Here is a 23,719-nt window from a genome sequence, read left to right as displayed (position 1 = left end):
CCGCCGCTGCCGCCGTTGTTGCTCGTGCCCGAGCCGCCCGACGAAGCGGGCGAGGGATTGTCGTCGCCGCCGCAAGCGGTCAGCGCGAGGCAGGTCAATGCAATCAGTGCAGCGGCTTTCATCGGGATCACCTTCCAAACGAACAGGACGAACGAAGCCCGTACGCGCGGATCACGCCGCACGCACCGACCATCACGAATCACGAATCAGGATCGGCCGGCGGCCCCCGCCGGCCCGGCGACGTCAGTTGACCTGCAGCTGGCCACCGCGGCCCAGCCCGCCCTTGACGTCCTGCGCCTTGTAGCTGCGCAGCGCCACGACCATCTTGTTCCACGCGTCGATGAACGCGACGACCGTCGCCTTGCCTTCCGGCGTCGTCGAGAAGCCGGCGAGCCCGCCGCCCACCCCGCCGCCGAGGCCGCCCAGCGCCGCGCCGTAGTTCGTCGCCGTCGAGCTGCCTTCCGACGCCGCGATCTGCACCGCCGAGCGCACGTCGAACAGCGTCAGCGTCACCACCGACGCCTTCGTCTGCAGGTGGCCCGCCACCGCCGCCACCGCGCTGTTGCCGATCAGCCCGCCGATCATGCTGCCGATCCCGCCGATCGGCGAATCGTTGATCACGATCTGCGGTTCCATGTAGTAGTCGGCCGCGACGCGCTGGCCCTTCTGCTGCTTCGAGCCCGCGCGGTATTCGCCCGAGTTGCGCTGCAGCTGCGTGATGCGCGACAGGCGCGCGTCGCTCTTCTGGTTGCCGATCGACGTGATCACGAAGCAGTTCGACTGCTGCACGGCCAGCCGCAGCAGCGGGTCGATGCTCGTCACCTTGGTCGCGCTGCCGAACGGGCCCCACCAGTCGGCGTTGCGGCCGTCGTCGACCGCGATCGTGCCCAGCGGCGACGCACAGCGCTGCAGTTGCGAATCGGCGCCGGCGCTCGCGCCGCCTGCCGCCGCGCCCGTCACGCCGGCGTTCTGCCCGCCGGGCGTCACCACGCCGCCGCAACCCGCGACGCACGCGCCAAGCGCTGCAACCAGCGCGCCTTGAGTGAGACGTTGGGAAAGGTTGGTCTTCATGTCGTTGTCGGTCGATTAGAGTCGTTGTTCGGCTTATGTGTTCGTGCGAACGTCGATAAGCCCCCCGGCGTGGCGCGCGATGGTGGTCTCCCCGCTGCTGCCCCGTTGCTCGATACCCGGTCAGTAGTACCAGTACGTCTGTTGCCAGACGCCGTAGTACGGATAGCCCGAGTACCAGTAGCCGTAATACGTGTCACGCCATTGCGTGCGCCACTTCCAGTCTTCTTCGTCTTCTTTCTTGGCCTTGCGCGCGAGTTCGAGCAGCTTTTTCGATTCCTTGTCGCCGCGGCCCGCCGCGATCGACAGCCACTTCTCCGCTTCGCGCGCATCCGAGCCCATTTCCTCGAGGCCGAACAGGTAGAAACCGCCGAGCGCCTTTTGCGCGTTCAGGTCGCCGCGTTCGGCGGCCTCGCGCATCCACTTGAGCGCCTGGTAGCTGTCCTGGCGCACGCCGTCGCCGCGGAAATAGCGCAGGCCAAGGTCGTAGGCGGCCTTCGGCTGGGTCTTCGCGGTTTGCTTGAGCGCGGCGATGCGTGGATCGTCGCGGTCTTGCGCATCGTCCCTTTTTTGATAGGAGACCTGATCTTTAGGGCGATCGGAACAACCTGTGTCGTCGCAAATCCGTACCGTGCCGGCGGTGATCGACGGATCCTGCGCGCACGCGGCCAGCAGCAACAGCAGCCCCGGTGCGAGTAAACGGCGATACATGGGTACTTTCCTCAAGTTTTATTGGCGCCGCAATGCTTCGAGCTATCCCACCCCGCGAGCTCGTACCCGGTTTGCGTGCGGCGCAGCGGATACAATTCCATCCGCCAACGCCGACACGCATCCAAGGCTCTCTCAGGCTCTCTTCGAATCGTTCCGTCACTGTTTCATTGCCGCCGCTTTTCGCTGCCCGACCGTGGCCGGCATCGATCTCCAAACATGACGCAACAAACAATAGTGACGTGGTGAGCAATAATAATGGAGAAAAAAGACATGTCAAGGTCCATCGCGCGTTTAAAGTTTGCGTGACGCGTCAGCTTTGATATGCTCTTCCTCGCCCAAACCCTTGGAGACCCCATCGAGATGTCCACCAACGAGCAGGCCAACGTCGATCTCATCACCGCCAACAAGGTGCGCGATCTCCTGAACCGGAACGGCATTCCGCCGCGCAGTCACAACACGACGATCGCGAACGTGCTCGGCCTGAGCTTCTCGGTCGTCACGCGCAAGATGAAGGGCCTGATCCCATGGAACCTGTCGCAGTTGCAGGACATCGCGACGCACTTCGGCGTGCCGCCCGCGATCCTGCTCGACGACAAGGGCACGCAGCCGGCCGCGGCCGAGATGATCGACGCGACGTTCGTGATCGAATCGAAGCGCTTGCGCTGCCGCGCGGCGATCTCGACGAAGGCCACCAGCCAGATCGAAACGGATTTCGTCGCGCTGCAGTGGCAGGGTGAATGGATCGTCACCGAACGCCAGCACGCGCGCGAGGGCCGCACGTATCCGGTCGACGTGATCGAGCTGCGCTCGGCGCAACCGAACGTGTATGCGGCGCGGATCGCCGTGGTCGACGATTCGCACGACGTCGCCGAGACGGTCTGTGAATATTTCATCGAGAAAGGCGTGAACGCGATTCCGTACTTCGACGGCGCGAGCTTCCGCAAGGCGCTGGAAGTCGAGGATTTCGACGGCTACATCCTCGACTGGATGCTCGGCGATCAGACCGCCGCCGAACTCGTGCGCGGCATCCGCGCGAGCGAGAACAGCGGCGCGCCGATCTTCCTGCTGACCGGCAAGATCTCGACCGGCGAAGCGAGCGAGGACGAGATCGCGCACATCGTGTCGCACTACAACGCGCGCTGCGAAGAAAAACCGGTGCGCCTGCCGATCCTGTTCGCGGAAGTCGCCCGCGAACTGAAGCTCGCGCTGCCGACGGCGGCGAACTGAGAACCGGGCACCGAGCACGAGACCGGAACGACAACCCGCTGCACGAACCACCAGACCGAGGAAAAGACATGCGCGTTTCAACCATCTGGACCAAAAGCCTGCTGACGGCCTGCCTGCTCGGGATGGCCGCCGCGACATGGGCCGCGTCGTCGTTCACGTTCACCGTCGACGGCAAGATCAGCAAGAGCAACCAGCAAGGGAAGATGACCTACGTCTTTTCCGAGCAGGCGCTGATGGCGCTGCCGCAGCATACGATCGTCACGTCGACGAGCTGGACGCCGAAGGCGACCTTCACCGGCCCACGCCTGTCCGACGTGCTGAAGACGGTCGGCGCGCACGGCACGCAGATCGAATTCCGCTGCATCGACGAATACACGTTCACGATTCCCGTGTCCGATGCCGCCAAGTACGGCGTGATCCTCGCGCGGACGATGAACGGCAAGGTGCTCGGCAACGACAACTACGGCCCGCTGTGGATCATGTATCCGCGCGACCAGTATCCCGACGAGCTAAAGACACCGCTCGGCGAAGCGAAGTTCGCGTGGCAGATCATCGGTCTGACCGTGAAGTGACATGACGCGGCGGCGATGGAAAAATAGAAAAATCATCCTGATCCTCGGCTCGCTGTGGATCATGGGATTCACCGCGTGGGCGTTCCTGCTGTGGGATCTCCTCGCCACCTCGGTCAACGAGGGCGTGCTCGAGGGGCCGCGCGAAGGCGTGTTCTGGACCGCCGCGCAATACCGCAACGTCTACACGCGCTTCGACCGGCAGCTGATTCTCTACGCGACGCGCGAGGACGACGATTTCGATCACGTGCAGATGCAGCTCGACAGCCTGTCGGTGTCGTTCGGGTTCCTGCAGCGGCCGTCGGAGGTGTCCCAATACTGGCTGCGCATCCCGCGCGCGCGCAACGAGATCGACGCGCTCGGCGAATTCATGACGCGCCTGAAGCACGAGGTGCCGCTGCTGCGCGACTCGCCGAAGCAGGCGCGGCAGGTGATCGACGAAGTCAATGCGTACTGGCCGAAGGTCAACGGCCTCGCGAACTACTTCCGCGCGATCGAAATGGCGCAGCGCGATTTCACGTTCCATCAGCTGAAGGACAAGCAGCGCGCGATCCTGATCCTCGGCATCGTGCTCGGCGTGATGCTGTGCGCGCTGTTCCTGCTGCTGTTCTATACGATGCGCACGCGCGACGACCTGCTCGAGCGGCAAAACGCGGCGCTCGACGCGGAACGCAAGGCGTCCGATCGCGCGTTCGAGATGATCGAGGCGAAGAACGCGTTCCTCGGGATGGTCAGCCACGAACTGCGTACGCCGCTGCAGGCGATCTGCGGATCGATCGAGATCCTGCTCGCACGCCCGCAGTCCGACGCGAACCTGAAGACGATCCGGCGACTGCAGAATTCCGCGCTGTCGCTGGAAGCGCTCGTCAAGGACCTCACCGACTACATCAAGCTGCGCTCGACGAAGCGCGTCGCCGAACTCGATACCGTCGGCATCGCGCCGCTGCTTGCCGAGGCGCTCGAACCGCTGCGCGAGCGGATCGCGACGAAACGGATCACGGTCACGCAGCGCGTCGAGCCACCGGGCCTCGCGATCCGGTCCGATCGCAAGCTGCTGCGGCAGGTGCTGTCGAACCTGATCGAGAACTCGGTCAAGTACACAGCCGGCGGCTCGATCACGGTGGCGATCACGCTCGCCGACGCGCCGGCCGGCCAGCAGGTGAAGATCGCCGTGCGCGATACCGGCGCCGGCATCGCGAAGCAGCATCTGTCGAAGATCTTCGAGCCGTTCTATCGCGCGAACGACGCGGTCGGGCTGCACGTGGACGGGATCGGCATGGGGCTCGCGGTCGTGCGCGAAATCGTGACGACGCTGCGCGGCCATGTGGACGTGCGCAGCGCGGTCGGCGAAGGCAGCGAGTTCGTCGTGACGCTGCCGGTCGAAGTGCCCGGCGTCGATACGGCCGGCACCGCGGCCGGCGACGTGCCCGCGCTGCCGCCCGTGCTGCCGCACCGGCGCGCGCTGGTGGTCGACGACAACGACAACGCGCGCGAGACGCTCGGCGCGATGCTGTCTGCGCTCGGCGTCGAGTCCGATCTGTGCGGCACCGGGCAGGAAGGCGTCGCGCGCTTCGGTACGGGCCGCTACGATCTCGTCGTGCTCGATCTCGAACTGCCGGACCTGAGCGGATTCGACGTGGCGCGGCGCATTCGCGCGATGGCGGAGCCCGGCGACGACGGCCGGCATCCGGCGATTCTCGGCGTCAGTGCGTATGAATCGGCTGCGTTGCGCGAGAACAAGCGGACGTTCGACGCGTTCCTGCCGAAGCCGGTTCACCTGCGCGAACTCGGCGCGCTCGTCGAGAAGCTGCTCGCTTGAGCCGCGCGCGGGCGCGGCGTCGCGCGTATCCGTCCGCTTGCCTGCTCGCCCGCTTTGGCTACTCGCCGATCAGATGCAGCACGATGTCGCGACGATGCGGGGCGCGACGATGCTCGAACAGATAGATCCCCTGCCACGTGCCGAGCACCATGCGCCCGTGCTCGACCGGAATCGACAGTTGCACCTGCGTGAGCGCCGTGCGCAGATGCGCGGGCATGTCGTCGGCACCTTCGGTGTCGTGCTCGTAGCGTGTGTCGTCCTCGGGCGCGAGCGTCGCGAAATAGCGTTCGATATCGCGCTGCACCGACGGATCCGCGTTCTCCTGGATCAGCAGCGACGCCGACGTATGACGGCAGAACACGGTGAGCAGGCCGGTGCGGATCGCCTGCTGGTCGACGAACGCGCGCACCTGCTGCGTGACTTCGACGAGGCCGCCGCCGCGTGTATCGACGCCGACGTGCGTGATGGCCTGTTGCATCGTCGTGACCTCAGGCCAGCGCGGAGAAGCCGTCGGCTTCGATCTGTTTCGCGTCGGCGGGGCGAACCACGCGCGCGACTTCGACCCCATCGCGCAGGAATACCAGCGTCGGCCACAGCTTCACCCCGAACGAGCGACCGAGCGGACGGCCGGGGCCGTCCTCGATCTTCAGGTGCCGCACGGCAGGATGCGCGGAGAACGACGCCGTGATCGCGGGCTGCGCGCCTGCGCAGATCCCGCACCAGTTCGCGCCGAATTCGATGACGGTTGCGCCGCCCAGTGCGTCGACTTCCGCGCGGGTCGGCGCGTTGGCGGTGTAGCGTTGCTCGGTGTCCATCAGACCCTCGTGTGCGTTGGCGGAACGTGACTGCGCGCGCCGGCGCGATGCGGGCGGGTGCAGCCTTCGATTGCTTACTGTAGCGGAAAAGGCCGCGCGGTGCCGGCGACGCCTGTGCGCGCGTTTCGTAAATGACACGCAAGGTATCGCAGCCCCGACATCGAGCGCGCGCGAAGCGAGCCGGATGGTGTCGTTTCACGCCAGGCCGCTCACTCTGCGGCGCGGTGATACATCGCAACGTATCGTGCCCGCGCAATCACTTTTCCGTGCATCTGATATGCAACGAGGGCCGGGCTCGACGTGGCGTTCACGTCGATACTTGGAACGGCAAGCGCCGACGCCGTAACGATGTATCGGTGCGACGCTCCACGAGGCGGGCAAGGCCCGCCGTATTTCGGCGCCCCGAAGTCGGTCAGCGTTTCGACGGCCCCCACCGGCATCCGCTTCGGATTGCCGGAGGCGCCCTTTTCGATCGACGCTTCCGACGCCGGGATATTGACGACGCTCCAATGCGCCCAGCCCAACCCGCCGGTCGGGGCATCGGGGTCGTGAATGGTCACGACGACGCTTTTCGTTCCGCGAGGAAGATGAGACCACGATATGCGTGGCGAGACGTTGCCGCCGTGGCAGCCAAATCCGCCGTAGACCTGTTCATTCGCGAACTGGCCATGGTTCAGGTCATCGACTTTAACGGAGAACACGCCCGCAACGGCGATTGTCGGCACGATCGACAAGAGCATCGCGGAGCAGATGGTCGATCGTGAAAAGAAACTGAATTTCATGGTGTGCTCCGTTGAAAAGGAGAGCGTTTCCGCGGCAGGCAAGAACGATCCAGCCGAACGAAGCGAACGGGTTGCCGGCTTCGTTGCGACCGATACGTCGGGTTGGACCGGGAACAAGCCGTGTACAACCCGCGCTGAAACAAATTGTAGATTTCGGCTCCTGGCGTTAGTAGCGCCCCCAACGCGCTCACCGTGTTGCCTTGATCGCAACAATTGACGACGGGCAAGCCTCGAGAGTGTGATCGCGACCGTCGCGCCTTGCGGGACGTTCCCGCTCGCCTGCAATCGACCGCCGTGCGCATCGACGATCGAAAACCAGCACCGAGGACGAACGACACTAGCGGGGTTGCGCTCCAATGTCGCCGGTGCAGACGCCATCATCCTCAATGACATCCGTCACTTCACGACATGTTCGTGCTGCCTCGCGGCAAACCTGCAAGCAGTGCCAGTGTTCCGGGGAAGAGTCGACGAATTCGATGGTCCGCCCCTGTGCAAACACTCGGTTCCGTCGAAAAGAGCATCGCGGCGAATCAGATAACATACAGGCGACTACCTTTCCATGATCAAACCGACGGAGTGTTTTCAGTGATTCAAGCGACCTCAGTATTCAAGGACAACCTCGCGCAACTGCCGGCCATCGACGGTATCGCGCGCATCGATCTCGCCGGCGCGAACGGCGATGTGGTCGCGACCATCGAGAACCAGCCGGGCAAGCAGGGCTCGCTCGCGGTGTACAACTATCTGAAGCAGGTATTCGGCACGCTCGACGCGAAGGCGGCCGAACACGGCCTCGCGGTGTTCGCCGAGCATACGGCCGACGCACGCAATCGGCCGGGCGCGCACCCGAACGTCGATCGTCTGCTGGCGATCGTCGCCGGCGGCGAAGCGCTGCGCATCGACGTCGTCGCGAAGGGCTGACTCGTTGACGGCGCGCATGCGGAAAACCGCGATCGTCACGTCCGTATTCGCTTCTCCGGCGACCGCCCGCGTGTCGCGCTTCATTGCTCTGGTCTCGGCTCACCGCTTCGCCATGGCCAACGCGATCGCGGCCGTTGCCTTGACCGCGCTCGGTGGCACCGCTTCCGCTGGTCCGCCGCGGACGGCCTCCGAGATCGCCGGCGCGTCGCTCGTGCCGCTCGGCGTGCTGCCGCATGCGCCGGAGAAGGGTTCGCTCGATCCGTTCTGCGCGCGATATCGCGCGAAAACGACTACGGCGGCCGGCCGCGAGGTCGCGCAGCGCGACTGGATCGTGACGTCCGAGGCACCGCTCGGGCGCTACACGGTCGTCACGTTCGCGAGCGGATTCAACGCCGGCACGAGCGCGATCTGCTTCGCGCGCAACGGCAATATCGGCGTATTCGACGGCGCGACGCTCGTCGCGCTCGCCTACACCACACGCAAGGCCGGCTGGCAGCTCGGCTCGGCCGATCGTCTGGAAAACGGCGCGCTGCTGATCTGGGGCGGCGACGGCCCGGCGCCGCCCGTCGGCGAACTGCACGAACAAAACGGCGAACTGCGGCTGACTCCCGTCGCCGCCGAAAGCACACACTGCAACGGCCGCGCGGTCGTGCCGAACGTGTACGGCAAGCCGCTCGACGCGGCTCGCAAGATACTGATCGCGCATGGCTGGCAACCGCTGCGTCCGCGCGATAAACCGGACGCGATGGACGGCGCGACGACGCTCGCGAAGCACGGCATCGTCGAAGCCGAAGCGTGTTCGGGCACCGGGATGGGGTATTGCGCGCTGCGCTACCGGAACGCGGCCGGCGTGCTCGGCGTCACGACGGTGGGCGGCGAGCCGGATCGGCCTTCCGCGAATACCGTGATCGACTATCAGGTGGCCTGTCGCAAACAGTGAGCGGCGCGCACGCCGCGCGTGCGCGATGCACGCGTCGCGCGATCCGTGCCGTCCGGCCATCGTCCGTTCGCTCGATTGACCGGCCTCGCGCGCCCTCCTAAACTGACTTCCCTTTTCCGCCGCACCCGCAAAAGGGACTGCCATGATCGACCTCTCCACGCTCGCGCTGTTCTCCGGCGCGTGTCTCGCGCTGACCGTTACGCCCGGCCCCGACATGTTGCTGATCGCGTCCCGCAGCGTGAGCCAGGGGCGGCGCGCCGGCTTCGCGACGCTCGCCGGCATTCAGGCCGGCACCTACTGCCACGCGCTCGCGGCCGCGTTCGGTCTGTCGCAGTTGTTCGTCGCGGTGCCGCTCGCGTATGACGTCGTGCGCTTCGCAGGCGCCGCGTATCTGCTGTATCTCGCGTGGAAAACCTTCCGTTCGGATGCGACCGCGCTGTCGCCCGTCGCGTCGCAACGTCGGCGCTCGACCGCGACGATCTTTCGCCAAGGGCTGACGACGAACCTGCTGAATCCGAAGATGGCATTGTTCGTGCTCGCGCTGTTCCCGCAGTTCGTGCGGCCCGAGCACGGCTCGATCGCCGTGCAGATTCTCGTGCTCGCGACGGTGCTCAACCTGATCGGACTCGTCGTGAACGGCGTGGTGATTCTTTCCGCGAGCCGGCTGAGCCAGCGGATCGGCGCGCGCCGCCGGCCGTCGAAGGTGCCGCAGTATCTGCTCGGGTCGGTATTCGTGGGGCTCGCGGCGCGGCTCGCGGTGGCGGGGCGGAACTAACGCCGTCGCGATTCGTGGTACTCGGTCCACGCTGACACCGAATCACACGGCCTTCCTGAACCGGTTTTCCCGAGCGCGCTCGGGTCCGTACATCGTCACCGATCTCTCCGACCGAAGACAGGCGGTCGCGAACTCCCCTCACGTCTGACCACCGCGCTTGTCCGCCTTTGCGGACAGCCACCGCTCTCGCATTTTCATAACATATTTGTTATCATGCCAACTCATGGTTACGAGATCCAGTTCTTCAACGAGCGTGTAGCGGCGGGCGGCGCGTCGTTGCCGACTACCCTGCTTGCCCGGTACTTTGCACTCGCTGACCGCATGGAACGGTACGGCCCGAATCTCGGGGAGCCGCACTCCCGATCGATGGGAAATGGCCTGTACGAAATGCGATTGAAAGGCGTGGAAGGTATTGCCCGAGTGTTTTACTGCGCGATCGCCGAGCGGCGTATCGTCATGCTCCACTGCTACGTGAAGAAGACGCCCAGGACGCCGCTGAAGGAACTGGAAATCGCGCGTCGTCGATTGAAGGAGGTTCGGGATGGCAACGTATAAGGAACTCCGCGAGCGGGCATTGGCCGACCCCGCCGTGCGTACGGAATACGAGCGATTGAATCGCGAGGAATTCGCGCTGCTCGACGCGATGCTGGCCGCGCGGCGAGAGGCTGGCTTGTCGCAAGCCGATGTGGCGGAACGAATGGGCACGAAAGCGCCCGCCATTACTCGACTCGAGCGCGCGCTCGCCACGGGGCGGCATTCCCCGTCCATCGATACGCTGCGCAAATATGCGGCGGCTTGCGGCAAGACGCTCAGGATCTCGTTCGCCTGAATCACGCACCACATCAAGCCTCGCAGCGCATCGGCGAATGTACGGCCGCTGCCGGATCGCGCGTGTTCAACCATCCGCCTCGCGTTCGCGCGTATCCGCGACGACACGCAACTTGTCGCTCTCGAACAAGCTCGCCGGCGTCACCGTGCGGCGACGCCACGGAATCCGGCCGAAGTACCAGATCTTCCAGAAGCCGAGCGGATGACCGGGATTCCGGCGCAGCAGCATGTCGAAGGTCTCGACGTCGCCGAGCACGATCCGCGTGGCATCGCGCACGATCTCGCGCACGAAACGCGAGCAGAACTGCCGGCGCGACGCGAGGTTGAAACCCGTGTCGTACACCACGCCGATCCTGCGCATCGCCGCGTCGACGAGCCGTCGTCGCTGCGCGGCATCGAGCGGCTGCGTCAGCCGCGCGACCACGCATGCGCCGCGGTCGGAACGCGCGACAAACCGCGACATCGTCGTGACGCGCGACAGCGGAAACGTGCTCTCCGCGATCAGCGCCTCGCCGCCGCGCTCGCCGACGACGATTCCAACGTGATTCGTCCATGAGCGCGTCGCGCTCGCCACTTCGAGAAACGGCCGCACGGTGACGCGGATGAAGACGATGTCGCCGATTTCCGGTTCGACCGGCAACGGCATCGCATGCGATTCTGGCGAACCGGCGGAAAGGAGGCGCCCGCGGCGTGCGTCGGGCGATCGGACCAGAGACGGCCGGCGGCCGGTGTCGACGACCATACGAGTCTCGCGCAAGTGAACATGGCGCGAGCATGGCAGGCGTTGCCGCGCGCCGCATCCGCTTCATGCGCGGGGGTGCGAATCCGCGCCGCCCGGTGGCGGATTTCGATACCGGCACGAGGCGCAAGGCGCCGAAGCGTGGAAGCCGTCAGCGCGTCGCCCCCAGCGCGACGCGCAGCCGCTCCATCAACCGCGTGTAATGCCGCAGCACGTCGTCCTTCGGCACGACGTTCGCGGTCGCAAAACGCTCGGACCACACCGGCTTCCACTCATACGAACCGTGCACGCTGCGGTCGCCGTCGGGCGCCTGGATCAGCGAGCGGATCCGCGCGTCGCGGCCCGGCCCCGTATGCATCTCGAACAGCGCATGGATGAACGTGTGATACGCGTCATACACGTCGTCGTCGAACAGGTAGCGGTAGATGTGGAACGTGCGGTCGAGCTCGCGCTTCGCGCGGATCACGTCGTCCGGCGAGATGTCCTTCCAGTAGCCGATCCACGTGTAGAAGCACAGCAGCGCATTGAGCTGCGGCGCGACCGTGTCGTACAGCGCGAGCCGCTTCTCGATCAGCCGCTGGTTGGTCCACTGCACGAGTTCGAGCCGCTTCAGCCGGCGCGCGACGAGCCAGCCGAGACAGGCGACCGACAACGGCGTCAGCACGCCGAGCACGAGCTTGACGATTTCCAGCGAATTCCACGGCGTATTGATTGGCTGCATGTAGGGCTCGACAGGAAGAAACGCATTCACGGCGACGCACGACCCGGCGCGCCACGCAGCGCCGTTCGGCCGATCGCGTCGGCATTGACCGTTAGTTGCTTGCGCATCGAACACCGCATGACTGCGCCGGCAATGCATGCGATGCGACTCGCTCCGCCAGTTTATCGGGCGATTGTCACCGCGGCATGACCGCTCGTCGACACGCCGCCGCGCTACCGCCCTGCTTCAGGTCGGTAGCGCCGACGTGAGCTTGACCTTCTGCATCGGAATGTCGGTCTTCACGCTCAGCACGCCGGGAATGCGCGTCAGGTATTCCATCTGGAAGCGCCGGTAATCGTCGATGTCGGCCGCGACGACGCGCAGCAGGAAATCGCAGTCGCCGGCCATCAGGTGGCATTCGACGACTTCCGGCATCTGCTGGACGGCCTCGGCGAAACGGTTCACCGATTCCGCGTCCTGCCCCTTCAGCCATACGCGCGTGAAGATCGTCAGCCCCTTGCCGACCTTCGCCGGGTTCAGCACGGCCACGTATTTCTCGATCACGCCGGCTTCCTCGAGCAACCGCACGCGCCGCAGACACGGCGACGGCGACAGCCCGACCTCGTGCGCGAGCTCCACGTTCTGCATGCGGCCGTCGCGCTGCAGCGCGCTCAGGATCCGGCGGTCGATAGCGTCAAGTTTCATTTGGCATCCGATTCCAAAAAATTCTGGTATCCCACGTTCAATGCCAAATTCTGAGAAAAATCTGGCGACAACGCAACCCGATTCGAGTCAAAAAAGCAGACAATCCCTTCCCCGAAGGAGGAGTAATGAGCAGTAGCGTTTCAACGTCGTCCGGGCTTCGCGACAGGCCCGCCTATGTCGCCGAGATGGGTCGCGGTTTGCGCGCGGCGCTGCCCGTCATGCTGGGTTTCGTGCCGTTCGCGCTGGTGCTGGGCGCGCAGGCCGCGCAGAAAGGGCTGAGCCTGTTCGAGGTGCCGATGATGACGGGCCTGAACTTCGGCGGCGGCTCCGAATTCGCGGCGATCCATCTGTGGACGTCGCCGCCGCACATCGCGCTGATCGTCGCGATGTCGTTCCTCGTGAACTCGCGCCACATCCTGATGGGCGCCGCGTTCGAGCCGTATATCCGTCGCCTGCCGCGCCGCCGCGCGTTCGTCGCGCTGTTCTTCATGTGCGACGAGAGCTGGGCGATGTCGCTCGCCGACGCGCGCGAGCGCTCGGCGACGCACATCAGCGTGTCCTACTACGCGGGCATCTGCATCGGGCTCTACCTGACGTGGATCTCGATGACGACGCTCGGCGCGGCGGTCGGCCCGACGATCGGCAACGTCGAACAGTACGGCTTCGACATGGCGTTCACGGCCGTGTTTCTGGTGCTGCTGCGCGGGATGTGGAAAGGGGTGCGTGCGAGCCGCCCGTGGTTCGTGAGCCTCGTCGTCGCGGCAGCCACCCATCTCGCGCTGCCCGGCGCGTGGTATGTCGCGGCCGGCGCCGGCGCGGGGCTCGTCGCCGCGCTGCTGTGGGAGCCGCGCGATGCCTGAGCTTCCGGATTTCAGCACCGTCGCGACGATCGTGCTGATGGCGTCGACCACCTACCTGTCGCGCATCCTCGGCTACGTGCTGCTGCGCAACCGCACGCTGAGCCCGCGGATGGCGTCGGTGATGGAGAACGTGCCCGGCTGCGTACTGATTTCGGTGATCGCGCCGGCGTTCGTGTCGACGCGCCCGGCCGACCTGCTCGCGCTCGCGATCACGCTCGTCGCGGCGACGCGCCTGTCGATCCTGCCGACGGTCATCGTCGGTGTCGTGTCGGCCGGCCTGCTGCGTTATCTGCTCGGCTGAGCGGGTTCGGCTCGCCACACCGGCACGCACATTCGACGACACGATAAACGGGCGCGCGACGCGCCCGTTTTCGCGTCCGCGCCAGCCGGCGCCCCGGGCGTGACACGACGATCCTCGCGCCGGAGTGCTAGCCTTGTGGCTTGCGCCACGCCGTACTCCCCTCTCATTGCCCTTCACGAGGATCGTCCCGATGCAAGCAACCCGCCCGCTGTTCGACCGTGTCCTGCTCACCAACGACGACGGATTCGACGCGCCCGGCCTCGACATGCTCGAACAGGTCGCCACGCCACTCGCGCGCGAAGTGTGGATCGTAGCTCCAGCCGAGGACCAGAGCGGCACGTCGCATTCGCTGAGCCTGCATGAACCGCTGCGCGTGCATCGCAAGGGCGAGCGGCGCTTCGCGGTGCGCGGCACGCCCGGCGATTGCGTCGCGATCGCGGTCAGCCACCTGATGAAGGGCGCGCGGCCCGACGTCGTGCTGTCCGGTGTGAATCGCGGCGCGAACCTCGGCACCGAAACGGTGTTTTCCGGCACGGTCGGCGCGGCGATGACGAGCATGCTCGTGGGCGTGCCGGCCATCGCGCTGAGCCAGGCCTTCATCGATCGTAACGCGGTGCCGTGGGGAACGGCGCTCGCGCATGCGCCGGACGTGATCCGCCGGCTCGTCGCCGCCGGCTGGGACAGCGACGCATGCCTCAACGTGAATTTCCCGCCGCGGCCGGCCGACGATGTGCGCGGCCTGAAGGTGACGAACCAGGGCGCCGGCACGCTGCAGGGTGTCGAGATCGTGTCGGGACGCGATCCGCGCGAGATCGACTATCACTGGCTGAAGCTCGCGCGCGCACCGCGCGACGACGATGCGGATTCGGAAACGGTCGCGCTCGGCGAAGGGTATATCTCGGTCACGCCGCTCAAGTTCGAGCGCACGCACGATCAGGCGCTCGCGCGGCTGCGGTCAAACCTCGGCTGATCGCAAGCGCCTTCGAATGGCACCGGCGGTTGCGCATGCGATGTCGCCGCGTGACCGCATCACGTCAGATTCAACCCGCCGTCGAGCATCACGATCTCGCCCGTCACGTAATCGGACGCGACGAGCATCGCGACCGTCTGCGCGATATCGTCCGGCGTCGCCGCGCGGCGCATCGGCGCGCGTTCGCGCCAGAGCTGCTGCGCTTCCGTCCAGTCGGCGGTCAGCGGCGTATCGACGAGCCCCGGCGCGACCGCATTGACGCGAATCGCGGGAGCAAGCGTGCGCGCGAGCAGCCGCGTCGTGTGATTGAGTGCAGCCTTCGCGGCCGCATACGGAATCGACGCGCCCTTCGGCCGCACGCCTGCATGCGAGCTGACGTTCACGACGCACCCGGCCCGCCCGCGCGACGCCGACTCGCGCAGCGCGGCCTCCGCTTCGGCCACCAGCCGGAACGGCGCGATCACGTTGATTTCGTGCATCTCGCGCCACACGTCGGGCGTGGCCGCCGCGAGATCGTCATGCGGAATCACGCGGCTGACGCCCGCATTGTTGACGAGTACGTCGAGCCGGCCGTGCACCGCGAGCGCGTCGCGGATCAGCCGCACGCGTTCGGCATCGTCGGCGAGATCGGCCTGTACGTACGCGCCGCCGAGTTCGCGCGCCATCGCGCGGCCGGTGTCGGCCGAACTGCGCGAATGCAGGATCACCACATAGCCGTCGGCCGCCAGGCGACGCGCGACGGCCGCCCCGATCCCCGACGTCGAGCCGGTGACGAGCGCGACCGGCCGGTGCACGCGCGACGCGCGCGGCTCGCCGACGGCTTCGGTTTCTGGAGCGGTTTCGGTTTCGGCGATCGGGGCAGACATCGGCGGCAGCGGCGCGTCCATGGCGTGGGACCTTGTCAGTGGCGTTCCCGCATCATAAGCGCGACGGGGTCGCGGGAAGCGAATTCATCCTCATTGGCCGAACGGCCTGCTCCGGTGATACGTGCAATCGACCGTCACGGCTGTTTCGGCAACTCGACATACTCCTCGAGCTCGCCGGCGATATAAAGCCGCTTGCCGATTCGCGGGTATTCGCACACGTCGTGCTCGAGCCGCTGGCCGCCGACGAGCAACTCGAGCGGCGCCTTGCCGGTGTTCTGCACCGTATGCGCTTCGCCGCCGCGCGGAAAGCCGATGAAATCGCCGGGCCCGATTTCACTGGCGTGCTCGCCGATCGTCACCGCGCCGGTGCCGGACAGCACGTACACGAACTCTTCTTCGTACAGGTGACGGTGATACTCGGCCGATTCGTGACCGGGCATCAGCGTGAGCAGGTGAACGCCGAATTGCGTCAGGCCGGTCAGGTCGCTGAGCTGCCGCTTGAGACGTACGGCATTGGGATTGAGCGAATGCACCGCGCGCGTGGGTTCCATCTTCGCGATATCGGCAGCCTTCAGCAATTCCCGGGGACAGGGAGTCGACATGGGGAGCTCGCAAGCGTGAATGCTTCGGTTGGACGCGGTGCCGGCGCGGCCCGCGCGGAATGACTATTGTCCGATATTTTCACGCTTGCAGACGTGCCGCAAATCCCGCCGGCTCCACTGCACTGCATCGAATACCATAAAGCTGCACACGCATCCATGCAGGCGGCAAACGACGCGTGACGCTCAACTCACGTGCACGCCGCGCAGCTTCGTCAGCAATGCGACGAGACGATCGATGTGCGCATCCTCGGTGCGCCACGACGACACGCTGATCCGGAACGCCGGCCGCCCCTGCCACACGGTCGCGCCGAACCACACGTCGCCCGACGACTGCGCGGCTTCGAGGATCGCCGCCGTTTCCTCGTCGGTGCCGGCGCGTACGAGCACCTGGTTCAGCACGACGCGGTTCAGCACGTCGTAGCCGGCCGCCCGCAGGCCGTCCGCGACCCGCGCCGCCTGCGCGCAATGCCGCTCGACCATCGTCGCGACGCCGGCGCGGCCGAGCGAGCGCAGCGCGGCCCACACGGGAATGCCGCGCGCGCGTCGCGAGAATTCGAGGTTCAGGTTCTTCTGCGCATCCTGCGCGCCGCTCAGGTAGACGGCGTCGCTGTTCATCGCGGTGGCGAGCGCGGCCGCGTCGCGGCAGATCACCATCGCGCCGTCGTACGGCGTGTTGAGCCATTTGTGACCGTCGGTCGTCCAGCTGTCCGCGCCGTCGATGCCATCCGTCAGCGCGCGCTTCGACGACGCCCGCGCCCACAGGCCGAACGCGCCGTCCACGTGCACCCACGCGCCGGCCGCCTTCGCGGGCGGAATCAATGCCGCGAACGGATCGAATTCGCCGGTGTTCACTTCGCCCGCCTGCACGCAGAAGATCGTCATGTCGTCGAGCGGCGGCAACTGCGCCGGGTCGATCCGGCCGTGCGCATCGACCGGCGCGACGACGATGCGCTTCATTCCGAAGCCGAGCACGCGCAGCGCCTTCTTCACCGTGATGTGCGCGAGCGCGGAGATCACGACTTTCACCTCGGGCGCGCCGATCAGGCCGTCCTCGTCGATATCCCAGCCCTTGCGCGCGAGCAGCGCACGCCGCGCGGCCACCAGCGCGACGAGCGTGCAGGCCGTCGCGCTGGTGCCGAAACCGACCGCGCTGCCTTCGGGCAGCCCGAGCGCCTCGACGACCCAGCGCGCGGCCTGGCGCTCGAGCGTCGCGGCCACCGGCGAATTCGCGTACGACGACGCGCACTGGTCCCACGCGAGCATCAGTCGCTCGGCCGCCGCCGCGGCCGGCAGCGTCGCGCCGATCACGAAGCCGAAGTAGTTCGGACCGTTCGATGCGACCGTCGCGGGTGTGCCGTGCTCGTCGAGCAGGCGCAGCACGTCGTCGGCCGGGCGTCCCGTATCGGGCAGCGCTTCGTCGAACGCGGCGAGGCCGGCCAGTGCGGCCGCATCGGGAAACGCGCGCCGTTCGTTCGTTGCAGCCAGATACGCGTGCGCGCGTCGGTCGGCGTCGGCCAGCAGGGCGAGTTCATCCATGTCGGGTGCCTCGGTCAGGGTCAGAGTTGGGAGAGATCGCGGCCGAGCTGCTGCAGCGCGCCGTCGATCCGCTTGTAGTACGTGAACTTGCCGACGCGGGTCGCCTGCACGAGCCCGGCGTCCGCGAGGATGCGCATGTGGCGCGTGGTCGTGGCCGGCGCGATGCCGAGCTTCTCGGTGATATACGTGCAGCACACGCCGAGTTCGTCGAAGTCGCCGTGCGGCTGCGGCGGGAAATGCTTGCGCGGCTGCTTGAGCCAGCGCAGCACGGCCAGACGGCTTTCGTTGGCCAAGGCGCTGATGCGGATAACGTCGTCCATGGGGTTCGGCTTCGCTTGACGTTTTGAATATTAGCTAAATGACGAAATGTGGGCAACGAATTTGAACAGCGGTTTCAGCCCGCGATGCCGCGCGCCCGTCGCACCGTCGCGCATTCGATGCGCTCACGGCGAGATCGCCGTCGCAACGTCTCGCAGGCCGCGCGCGGGCAACGTGCTGTTACGCGAGCGCCTCCGCCAGCCGGTCGATCAACGCGCGCACGCGCCGCGGCTGCGCGGCACGCCCCGGATAGACGATCTGCAGATCCACATCGCCCGGCGAGAACGCGCCGAGCACCTCGACGAGCGCGCCCGACGCCAGATCCCGTTCGACGTCGACCAGCGATTTCAGCGCGATGCCGTGCCCCGCGATACACCACGCGCGCACGAGCGCGCCGTCGTTGGCGACGCGCCGGCCGCGCACCACGATGCGCTTCAATACGCCATCGATGCTGAACGGCCATTCGGCATACAACTCCTGGCCGAAGCGCATCACGATGCAGTCGTGTGCGGCGAGTTCGTCCGGGTGTGTCGGCGTGCCGTGTGCGGCGAGATACGCGGGCGCCGCGCACACCACGCGCCGCGCACGGCCGAGCGAGCGGCTGCGCAAGGAGCTGTCCGCCAGCGTGCCGCGACGGATCGCGAAATCGAGCCCCTGCCCGACGAGGTCGACATACCCGTCGCCGAGATGCAGGTCGACCGTCACGCCCGGATGTTCGGCCAGGAACGCGTCGAGGACCGGCACGACGCGCTCGCGCCCGAGATCGGCCGGCGCACTCAGCCGCACGGGCCCCGACAGCGTCTGCACGCCCAGCCGCACACGGCTTTCGAGCTCGTCGGCCTCGGCCAGCAGGCGCCGCGCCCCCTCCGCCAGCGTGCGCCCCTCGTCGGTCAGGCTGATCGCGCGCGTCGTGCGCGTGAGCAGCGCCGCGCCGTAGTGACGCTCGAGCGCCGTCAGCCGCTCGGACACCGTGGCCGGCGACAGGCCGACCTCGCGGCCCGCCGCGGCCAGCCCGCCCTTCTCCACGATGCGCAGGAACAGCGCGAGGTTGTCGAGCAGCATTGTTCGCCCCTTCCGAAGGATATTTTCGCTATCTTCTGGATTATCCGGGAAAGTCGCAAACGGTACATTGGTCGCCTGACGATCGACGCGCGGCCGCGCCGCGCTCACACGACGAAAGGACATGCACATGGAATACCGTACGCTCGGCCGCTCCGGCCTCAAGGTCCCCGTCCTGAGCTTCGGCGCCGGCACGTTCGGCGGCACCGGCCCGCTGTTCGGTGCCTGGGGCAATACCGGGGTCGATGAAGCACGCCGCCTGATCGACATCTGCCTCGAAGCCGGCGTCAACCTGTTCGACACGGCCGACGTGTATTCCGACGGCGCGTCCGAGCGCGTGCTCGGCGCCGCGCTCAAGGGGCGCCGCGACCAGGTGCTGATCTCGACCAAGACGGGCCTGCCGACCGGCGACGGCCCGAACGACGCGGGCACGTCGCGCGCACGGCTCGTGCGCGCCGTCGACGACGCGCTGCGCCGCCTCGACACCGACTACATCGACCTGCTGCAACTGCACGCGTTCGACGCCGGCACGCCGGTCGAGGAAGTGATGTCGACGCTCGACGATCTCGTGCGCGCGGGCAAGCTGCGCTATATCGGCGTGTCGAACTTCGCCGGCTGGCAGATCATGAAATCGCTCGCGGCGGCCGACCGGCACGGCTGGACGCGCTACGTGGCGAACCAGGTGTACTACTCGCTCGTCGGCCGCGACTACGAATGGGACCTGATGCCGCTCGGCGCCGACCAGGGCCTCGGCGCGCTGGTGTGGAGCCCGCTCGGCTGGGGCCGGCTCACCGGCAAGATCCGGCGCGATGCGCCGCTGCCCGAAGGCAGCCGCCTGCACGAAACGGCCAGCTACGGGCCGCCGGTCGACGACGAACGCCTGTACGACGTGGTCGAGGCGCTCGACGCGATCGCGGAAGAAACCGGCAAGACGGTGCCGCAGATCGCGCTGAACTGGCTGCTGCAGCGGCCGACCGTGTCGTCGGTGATCGTCGGCGCGCGCAACGAGGAACAGTTGCGGCAGAACCTCGGCGCGGTGGGGTGGGCGCTGACCGATGCGCAGATCGCGAAGCTCGATGCGGCAAGTGCGGTGGAAGCGCCGTATCCGTATTTTCCGTATCGCCGGCAGGCGGCGTTCGCGCGGCTCAATCCGCCGATGCGCGGGTAAGCCGCGACGGCATCGGCATCAGGCCGGCCCACGTGCCGCCACTGCGAGACGGCCGCCTATCCGGTCGCCCGGCGGATACAAGAGTGGGCCGCCGTTCATTTTCAGTAGCCCGACGGACACCATTCCCGCGCGCTAATTTGTCCGCCCGATTCGATTCACCGGACCGAACCCCGGCCGCACTCACTCCAGCGGCCGCGCCTTGATCCACAGAAACAGCGGCACGCGCGCCCACTGCTTGAGCAGATCCGTATCGGCATGATCGGGCGGCGGCTCGCGCAGCGACACGATCGCGAACCCGGCCGCTTCCAGCGCTTCCATATAGGCCTGCAGCGGCAGCGACCAGCCCGCGAAGTGCATCGACAGCCCGTCGCGCGTTTCCACGCCGTCGAAATGCTCTCGCCCGAAATAGCTGCCCGTCAAAACGAACGGCGCGTCGGGCTGCGGCCCGGCAAAGCCGCCGCGGTCGCGGAACGGATGCACGATCGAGATGAACAGCGTGCCGCCCGGCTTCAGCACGCGGCGCGCCTCGTTCAACGCGCGCTGCATGTCGTCGAGATCCATCAGCACGTTGTATGCCATCACGAGGTCGAAGCTGGCCGCGTCGAACGGCAGTGCCGCCGCATCGGCCAGTTGATAGCGATGCGCGGAATCCGCGTGACGCGCCGCATCGAGCATCGCGGGCACCGCGTCGCTCGCGGTCACGTCGTAGCCGAGCGCCTTCAGCTCGCGGCTCACGCGACCTTCGCCACAGCCGATCTCCAGCGCGGCGCCGGTGCCACGGCCGATGTAGGCCGCGAGCCCCGCGCGATATTTCCAGAACGCATCGTGGCCCGGCTTGCCGGCCCAGTCGATCCATTGGTCGGCAACCCGCGTCCAGTGTTCGGTAATGGCTTTCGTGTCGGTCATGGGTGCTCCCGCCCGGTGTGCGTCGTCAGCTCAGGATGCGCATGGTAAGCCGAAGCGGCGACAACGTGCATCGATTACCCCGTTCGGCCAGTTTCCGTTTCAGGTCACGACGTTCTACAGTTACGAGGACGCCACCCGCGCCGCGCGCATCGCCCCGCTCGACGATGCGCGCCCCGATTCCGAGGAAAGCCATGCCGAGTCTCTTCGCCGCGCCCGCCGATGCCCCGCCAAGCGCCGTCGCCGCACAAACGCGCATGGTGCACGATGTGGCGACGCTGAGGCCGTCCGACTACCGGTCGGCGGACGGCGCGTCGTGGGTCATCTCGACGATCGCGCCGGCCGCCGACAGCGGCGCGAGCGTCACGGGCAAGACGTATTTCGACACCGCGAAAGGCCGGACCGTCCCGGTACCCGACGCACGCCGCCGCTATGCGAATCGCGGCACGTGGCAGGTCGTCGCGAGTTCGAGCGCGGCCGTCCCCGCGACGGGCCGCTACGACTGGCTCACGCTCGCGTGGCTGCCCATCAACCGGCGGCCGCTGCCGCAAACGCCCGAGCACCTGTATTCGCCGTTCATCCGCGGCGGCACGATCGTCTATCGGTGGAATCCGGCCGCGGAAGGCGGCGAGCAGTTCGGCAACGTGCGGATGATTTTTCCGGAATGGACTCGGCACGTGGCCGATGCGTTGCGGTCCGCGCCCGCTGCGGGGCCAGACGGCGCGTCGTCGGCCCCGCCTGCGCTCGATCGCCTGACAACAGACACGAACCCGATGGCCGCCGTGCTCGACTTCGGCGATGCGCTGCGTGAAGAACCGGTGGACCGGATCGTTGCACGACTGCCCGCGCTGCTGCGCGAGCAGGACCTGCACGAACTGTCGGCGGTCGTGTTCCTGTGTCTGTCGGCATCGCGCGAAGAGGACCGGCCGCGCTTCGTCGAAACGATCGACGCGACGATCGCGGGCACGGACGATCGCGCACGCCTGCTGGCGATCGCGTACGGCGCGTTCGCCGCGGGGCGGACGCAATCGGTTCCATTCCGCGACAGCGCGCTGAATGCACTCGTCAACGATGTATTCGGCGCGCTGAAACAGCGCACGACGGCACTCGGCGTGCCGGTCGCGCAAGGGTCGCCGTGGTACGAATTCTTTACCGCGTATCGACTCGGTGAAGCGGCAACGGGCAACGGCCAGTAATCGTCCGCGACGAGACGCCGTCGCGAAAGCAGTAGCCAATCTCCGACGCCGCTCGTCGCTCGCCGCACGTTATCTCGACGCTTCCGCGGTGCAAACCCGCCGCGTGGACCCAATACCGAATCGATTTCCCCTGCTATTCGACGATTTGAATCGCACCGCGCCATGCTAGATTTCCGTTCGGCCATAAGGCCCATTCCAATAATCTCAATCAAAAGACCAATCATGAAATCTGTTATCCGCCATGCCGCGCTGGCATTCGTGACGATCGGCCTACTGTCGGGTTGCGCCAGCAGCGTGACGCGCGACGCCCGCGATCCGGCAGGGGCCACCGTGACCGCATCGACGCCCCAGTTCGGCAAGAAACCCGTGATCGTGAAGGTCACGCTCGACAGCGCCGCGCAGGAAGCGTTGAAAGACAACCTGAAGTTCGACGCGAAGAAACTCCAGGAGAAAATCGAAAGCGCACTGGACGCACGCAAGCTGCTGGCCAAAGCGGATGCAACCGATGCGATGCACCTGAATGTCGAAGTCACCGGCATTCGCGTGCGCTCGAGTTTCTCGGCCGTCATGTTCGGCTTCATGGCCGGCAGCGATTACGTCGACGGCACCGTCACGTTCGCCGATGCCGACAATCATCCGCTCGATCACTTCAAGGTGTCGGCGTCGTATGCGCTCGGCGGTATCGCGGGCATCGACAGCATGCGCATGGACTGGCTGTACGAGAAATTCACCGAGAAGACGATCGCGACGCTCGATCCGGCGACCGCGGCAACGCAAGGCGACGCGGCATCGGCAGCGTCGAAGAAGCTGTAAGACCCGACGCCCGACGGATCGTGGATGCGCGGCCCGTCGGGCCATGGCGGCAGCCCCGGTGCCGCCGCCAACGACCGGCCTGGCCGGTCCAAACCGGGTGTCGCGCAACGCGCGAATGAATGCCCTGTGCTCGCATCTGGCAGCGTTCCGATTCCGTTGAACCAGCCGATATGCATCGGATGCGGTCCAGCCGACCGACCGCCACAAGCCACCCACCCGCGCGAACGACGCTTGGCACGACGCAAAAAAAAGCGGCCGCTCGCGAGCGGAGCGGCCGTCAAGGAGAGATCCCTATGCGGGATACCGGCGGACACCACACCAGACCGGCCTGCGTATTGTTGATGAACAGTATCCCGCTGACCATCAGACCGGTCTGATTCGCTGCACGTTGACGTGCACATCACGCAGTCCTGACCGCCCGAGCGCCTGTCGCGATCCGCAACACGCCGTTACGTTCTCGGCGGGAACCCCCATACGCGGCAACCGGTCGAAACGCCGCACGACCGTCGACGGCTTCATCGTCGCGGCGGA

Annotated in this window: 29 protein-coding genes; 14 read left to right on the top strand and 15 right to left on the bottom strand. The window is 66.6% G+C overall.

What is annotated here, in order from left to right:
• Positions 1–243: 243 nt before the first annotated feature.
• The gene (locus CFB81_RS29655; protein ID WP_089437596.1) at positions 244–1,071 is read right to left on the bottom strand and encodes a hypothetical protein; all 828 of its coding nucleotides are present in this window, start codon (positions 1,069–1,071) and stop codon (positions 244–246) included.
• A 120-nt stretch (positions 1,072–1,191) separates the two neighbouring features.
• Positions 1,192–1,779: a tetratricopeptide repeat protein gene (locus CFB81_RS29650; RefSeq protein ID WP_089437595.1), complete on the bottom strand. Its 588-nt coding sequence runs from the start codon at positions 1,777–1,779 to the stop codon at positions 1,192–1,194.
• A 360-nt stretch (positions 1,780–2,139) separates the two neighbouring features.
• Between CFB81_RS29650 and CFB81_RS29645 the strand changes: the two genes are divergently transcribed.
• The 3 genes from CFB81_RS29645 (at position 2,140) to atsR (ending at position 5,394) form a co-directional block, all read left to right on the top strand.
• Complete coding sequence (locus CFB81_RS29645; RefSeq protein ID WP_069620316.1) at positions 2,140–3,006, top strand: helix-turn-helix domain-containing protein; 867 nt, start codon at positions 2,140–2,142, stop codon at positions 3,004–3,006.
• Positions 3,007–3,074: 68 nt separating this feature from the next.
• A complete protein-coding gene (locus tag CFB81_RS29640; protein ID WP_069620317.1) occupies positions 3,075–3,578 on the top strand; it encodes a molybdopterin-dependent oxidoreductase in 504 nt (167 codons plus the stop codon).
• Position 3,579: 1 nt separating this feature from the next.
• Positions 3,580–5,394 carry a hybrid sensor histidine kinase/response regulator AtsR gene (gene atsR, locus CFB81_RS29635; RefSeq protein ID WP_089437512.1) on the top strand — a complete coding sequence of 605 codons (1,815 nt, stop codon included), beginning with the start codon at positions 3,580–3,582 and terminating at the stop codon, positions 5,392–5,394.
• 58 nt (positions 5,395–5,452) lie between these two features.
• On the opposite strand, the gene CFB81_RS29630 is transcribed toward atsR, so the two are convergent.
• The 3 genes from CFB81_RS29630 to CFB81_RS29620 all read right to left on the bottom strand — a co-directional run bounded on the left by CFB81_RS29630 (position 5,453) and on the right by CFB81_RS29620 (position 6,991).
• Entirely contained in the window at positions 5,453–5,872 is a 420-nt protein-coding gene (locus CFB81_RS29630) for a secondary thiamine-phosphate synthase enzyme YjbQ (RefSeq protein WP_089437511.1), read from the bottom strand.
• Between the two features lie 10 nt (positions 5,873–5,882).
• Complete coding sequence (locus CFB81_RS29625) at positions 5,883–6,209, bottom strand: thioredoxin family protein (RefSeq protein WP_069620320.1); 327 nt, start codon at positions 6,207–6,209, stop codon at positions 5,883–5,885.
• A gap of 209 nt (positions 6,210–6,418) precedes the next feature.
• The gene (locus CFB81_RS29620; RefSeq protein ID WP_089437510.1) at positions 6,419–6,991 is read right to left on the bottom strand and encodes a YbhB/YbcL family Raf kinase inhibitor-like protein; all 573 of its coding nucleotides are present in this window, start codon (positions 6,989–6,991) and stop codon (positions 6,419–6,421) included.
• 585 nt (positions 6,992–7,576) lie between these two features.
• Between CFB81_RS29620 and CFB81_RS29615 the strand changes: the two genes are divergently transcribed.
• The 5 genes from CFB81_RS29615 (at position 7,577) to CFB81_RS29595 (ending at position 10,453) form a co-directional block, all read left to right on the top strand.
• Positions 7,577–7,909, top strand: a complete 333-nt coding sequence (locus CFB81_RS29615) for a DUF2322 family protein (RefSeq protein ID WP_069620322.1) — start codon at positions 7,577–7,579, stop codon at positions 7,907–7,909.
• A 112-nt stretch (positions 7,910–8,021) separates the two neighbouring features.
• Positions 8,022–8,849, top strand: coding sequence for a hypothetical protein (locus CFB81_RS29610; protein ID WP_373452660.1), 828 nt, complete (start codon positions 8,022–8,024; stop codon positions 8,847–8,849).
• A gap of 142 nt (positions 8,850–8,991) precedes the next feature.
• On the top strand, positions 8,992–9,624 hold the full coding sequence (locus CFB81_RS29605) for a LysE family translocator (protein ID WP_089437509.1): 633 nt from the start codon (positions 8,992–8,994) through the stop codon (positions 9,622–9,624).
• A 213-nt stretch (positions 9,625–9,837) separates the two neighbouring features.
• A complete protein-coding gene (locus tag CFB81_RS29600; RefSeq protein WP_089437508.1) occupies positions 9,838–10,179 on the top strand; it encodes a type II toxin-antitoxin system RelE/ParE family toxin in 342 nt (113 codons plus the stop codon).
• Positions 10,166–10,453 carry a helix-turn-helix domain-containing protein gene (locus CFB81_RS29595; RefSeq protein ID WP_089437507.1) on the top strand — a complete coding sequence of 96 codons (288 nt, stop codon included), beginning with the start codon at positions 10,166–10,168 and terminating at the stop codon, positions 10,451–10,453. Before CFB81_RS29600 ends, CFB81_RS29595 begins: the two co-directional genes overlap by 14 nt.
• A gap of 66 nt (positions 10,454–10,519) precedes the next feature.
• On the opposite strand, the gene CFB81_RS29590 is transcribed toward CFB81_RS29595, so the two are convergent.
• The 3 genes from CFB81_RS29590 to CFB81_RS29580 form a co-directional block, all read right to left on the bottom strand.
• Positions 10,520–11,194 carry a YebB family permuted papain-like enzyme gene (locus CFB81_RS29590; RefSeq protein ID WP_089437506.1) on the bottom strand — a complete coding sequence of 225 codons (675 nt, stop codon included), beginning with the start codon at positions 11,192–11,194 and terminating at the stop codon, positions 10,520–10,522.
• A 148-nt stretch (positions 11,195–11,342) separates the two neighbouring features.
• The gene (locus CFB81_RS29585; protein WP_089437505.1) at positions 11,343–11,912 is read right to left on the bottom strand and encodes a hypothetical protein; all 570 of its coding nucleotides are present in this window, start codon (positions 11,910–11,912) and stop codon (positions 11,343–11,345) included.
• Between the two features lie 225 nt (positions 11,913–12,137).
• Positions 12,138–12,596 (bottom strand): Lrp/AsnC family transcriptional regulator, encoded by a 459-nt coding sequence (locus CFB81_RS29580; RefSeq protein WP_006486309.1) that lies wholly within the window; start codon positions 12,594–12,596, stop codon positions 12,138–12,140.
• A 125-nt stretch (positions 12,597–12,721) separates the two neighbouring features.
• Between CFB81_RS29580 and CFB81_RS29575 the strand changes: the two genes are divergently transcribed.
• From CFB81_RS29575 to surE, 3 genes are all read left to right on the top strand, one after another.
• Complete coding sequence (locus CFB81_RS29575) at positions 12,722–13,456, top strand: AzlC family ABC transporter permease (RefSeq protein WP_089437504.1); 735 nt, start codon at positions 12,722–12,724, stop codon at positions 13,454–13,456.
• Entirely contained in the window at positions 13,449–13,757 is a 309-nt protein-coding gene (locus CFB81_RS29570) for an AzlD family protein (RefSeq protein WP_069749621.1), read from the top strand. Before CFB81_RS29575 ends, CFB81_RS29570 begins: the two co-directional genes overlap by 8 nt.
• Before the next feature lie 190 nt (positions 13,758–13,947).
• Positions 13,948–14,727, top strand: coding sequence for a 5'/3'-nucleotidase SurE (surE, locus tag CFB81_RS29565; RefSeq protein ID WP_089437503.1), 780 nt, complete (start codon positions 13,948–13,950; stop codon positions 14,725–14,727).
• 59 nt (positions 14,728–14,786) lie between these two features.
• Here the strand turns inward: surE and CFB81_RS29560 are convergent, their stop codons facing one another.
• The 5 genes from CFB81_RS29560 to CFB81_RS29540 form a co-directional block, all read right to left on the bottom strand.
• Positions 14,787–15,614, bottom strand: coding sequence for an SDR family NAD(P)-dependent oxidoreductase (locus CFB81_RS29560; RefSeq protein ID WP_089437502.1), 828 nt, complete (start codon positions 15,612–15,614; stop codon positions 14,787–14,789).
• 113 nt (positions 15,615–15,727) lie between these two features.
• Positions 15,728–16,195: a cupin domain-containing protein gene (locus tag CFB81_RS29555; RefSeq protein ID WP_089437501.1), complete on the bottom strand. Its 468-nt coding sequence runs from the start codon at positions 16,193–16,195 to the stop codon at positions 15,728–15,730.
• 183 nt (positions 16,196–16,378) lie between these two features.
• Positions 16,379–17,731, bottom strand: a complete 1,353-nt coding sequence (locus CFB81_RS29550; RefSeq protein WP_089437500.1) for a pyridoxal-dependent decarboxylase — start codon at positions 17,729–17,731, stop codon at positions 16,379–16,381.
• Positions 17,732–17,751: 20 nt separating this feature from the next.
• Entirely contained in the window at positions 17,752–18,051 is a 300-nt protein-coding gene (locus tag CFB81_RS29545) for a helix-turn-helix transcriptional regulator (protein ID WP_050017894.1), read from the bottom strand.
• A 178-nt stretch (positions 18,052–18,229) separates the two neighbouring features.
• The gene (locus tag CFB81_RS29540) at positions 18,230–19,111 is read right to left on the bottom strand and encodes a LysR family transcriptional regulator (RefSeq protein WP_089437499.1); all 882 of its coding nucleotides are present in this window, start codon (positions 19,109–19,111) and stop codon (positions 18,230–18,232) included.
• A 127-nt stretch (positions 19,112–19,238) separates the two neighbouring features.
• Between CFB81_RS29540 and CFB81_RS29535 the strand changes: the two genes are divergently transcribed.
• Positions 19,239–20,276 carry an aldo/keto reductase gene (locus tag CFB81_RS29535; protein WP_069620335.1) on the top strand — a complete coding sequence of 346 codons (1,038 nt, stop codon included), beginning with the start codon at positions 19,239–19,241 and terminating at the stop codon, positions 20,274–20,276.
• A gap of 180 nt (positions 20,277–20,456) precedes the next feature.
• Here the strand turns inward: CFB81_RS29535 and CFB81_RS29530 are convergent, their stop codons facing one another.
• Both CFB81_RS29530 and CFB81_RS36315 read right to left on the bottom strand, forming a co-directional pair.
• A complete protein-coding gene (locus CFB81_RS29530; RefSeq protein ID WP_089437498.1) occupies positions 20,457–21,182 on the bottom strand; it encodes a class I SAM-dependent methyltransferase in 726 nt (241 codons plus the stop codon).
• Positions 21,183–21,207: 25 nt separating this feature from the next.
• Positions 21,208–21,375: a hypothetical protein gene (locus CFB81_RS36315; protein ID WP_179236103.1), complete on the bottom strand. Its 168-nt coding sequence runs from the start codon at positions 21,373–21,375 to the stop codon at positions 21,208–21,210.
• Between CFB81_RS36315 and CFB81_RS29525 the strand changes: the two genes are divergently transcribed.
• Together CFB81_RS29525 and CFB81_RS29520 are read left to right on the top strand one after the other, a co-directional pair.
• Positions 21,374–22,375, top strand: coding sequence for a hypothetical protein (locus tag CFB81_RS29525; RefSeq protein WP_089437497.1), 1,002 nt, complete (start codon positions 21,374–21,376; stop codon positions 22,373–22,375). The genes CFB81_RS36315 and CFB81_RS29525 overlap by 2 nt on opposite strands.
• 222 nt (positions 22,376–22,597) lie before the next feature.
• Positions 22,598–23,188, top strand: a complete 591-nt coding sequence (locus tag CFB81_RS29520) for a DUF4410 domain-containing protein (protein WP_069620338.1) — start codon at positions 22,598–22,600, stop codon at positions 23,186–23,188.
• Positions 23,189–23,719: the final 531 nt, after the last annotated feature.

Origin of the sequence: Burkholderia sp. AU28863 (assembly GCF_002223195.1) — a bacterium.
Lineage (GTDB): Bacteria > Pseudomonadota > Gammaproteobacteria > Burkholderiales > Burkholderiaceae > Burkholderia > Burkholderia sola.
The sequence above is the reverse complement of the archived record's forward strand: the minus strand, read 5'-3'. Positions and strand labels throughout refer to the sequence as shown.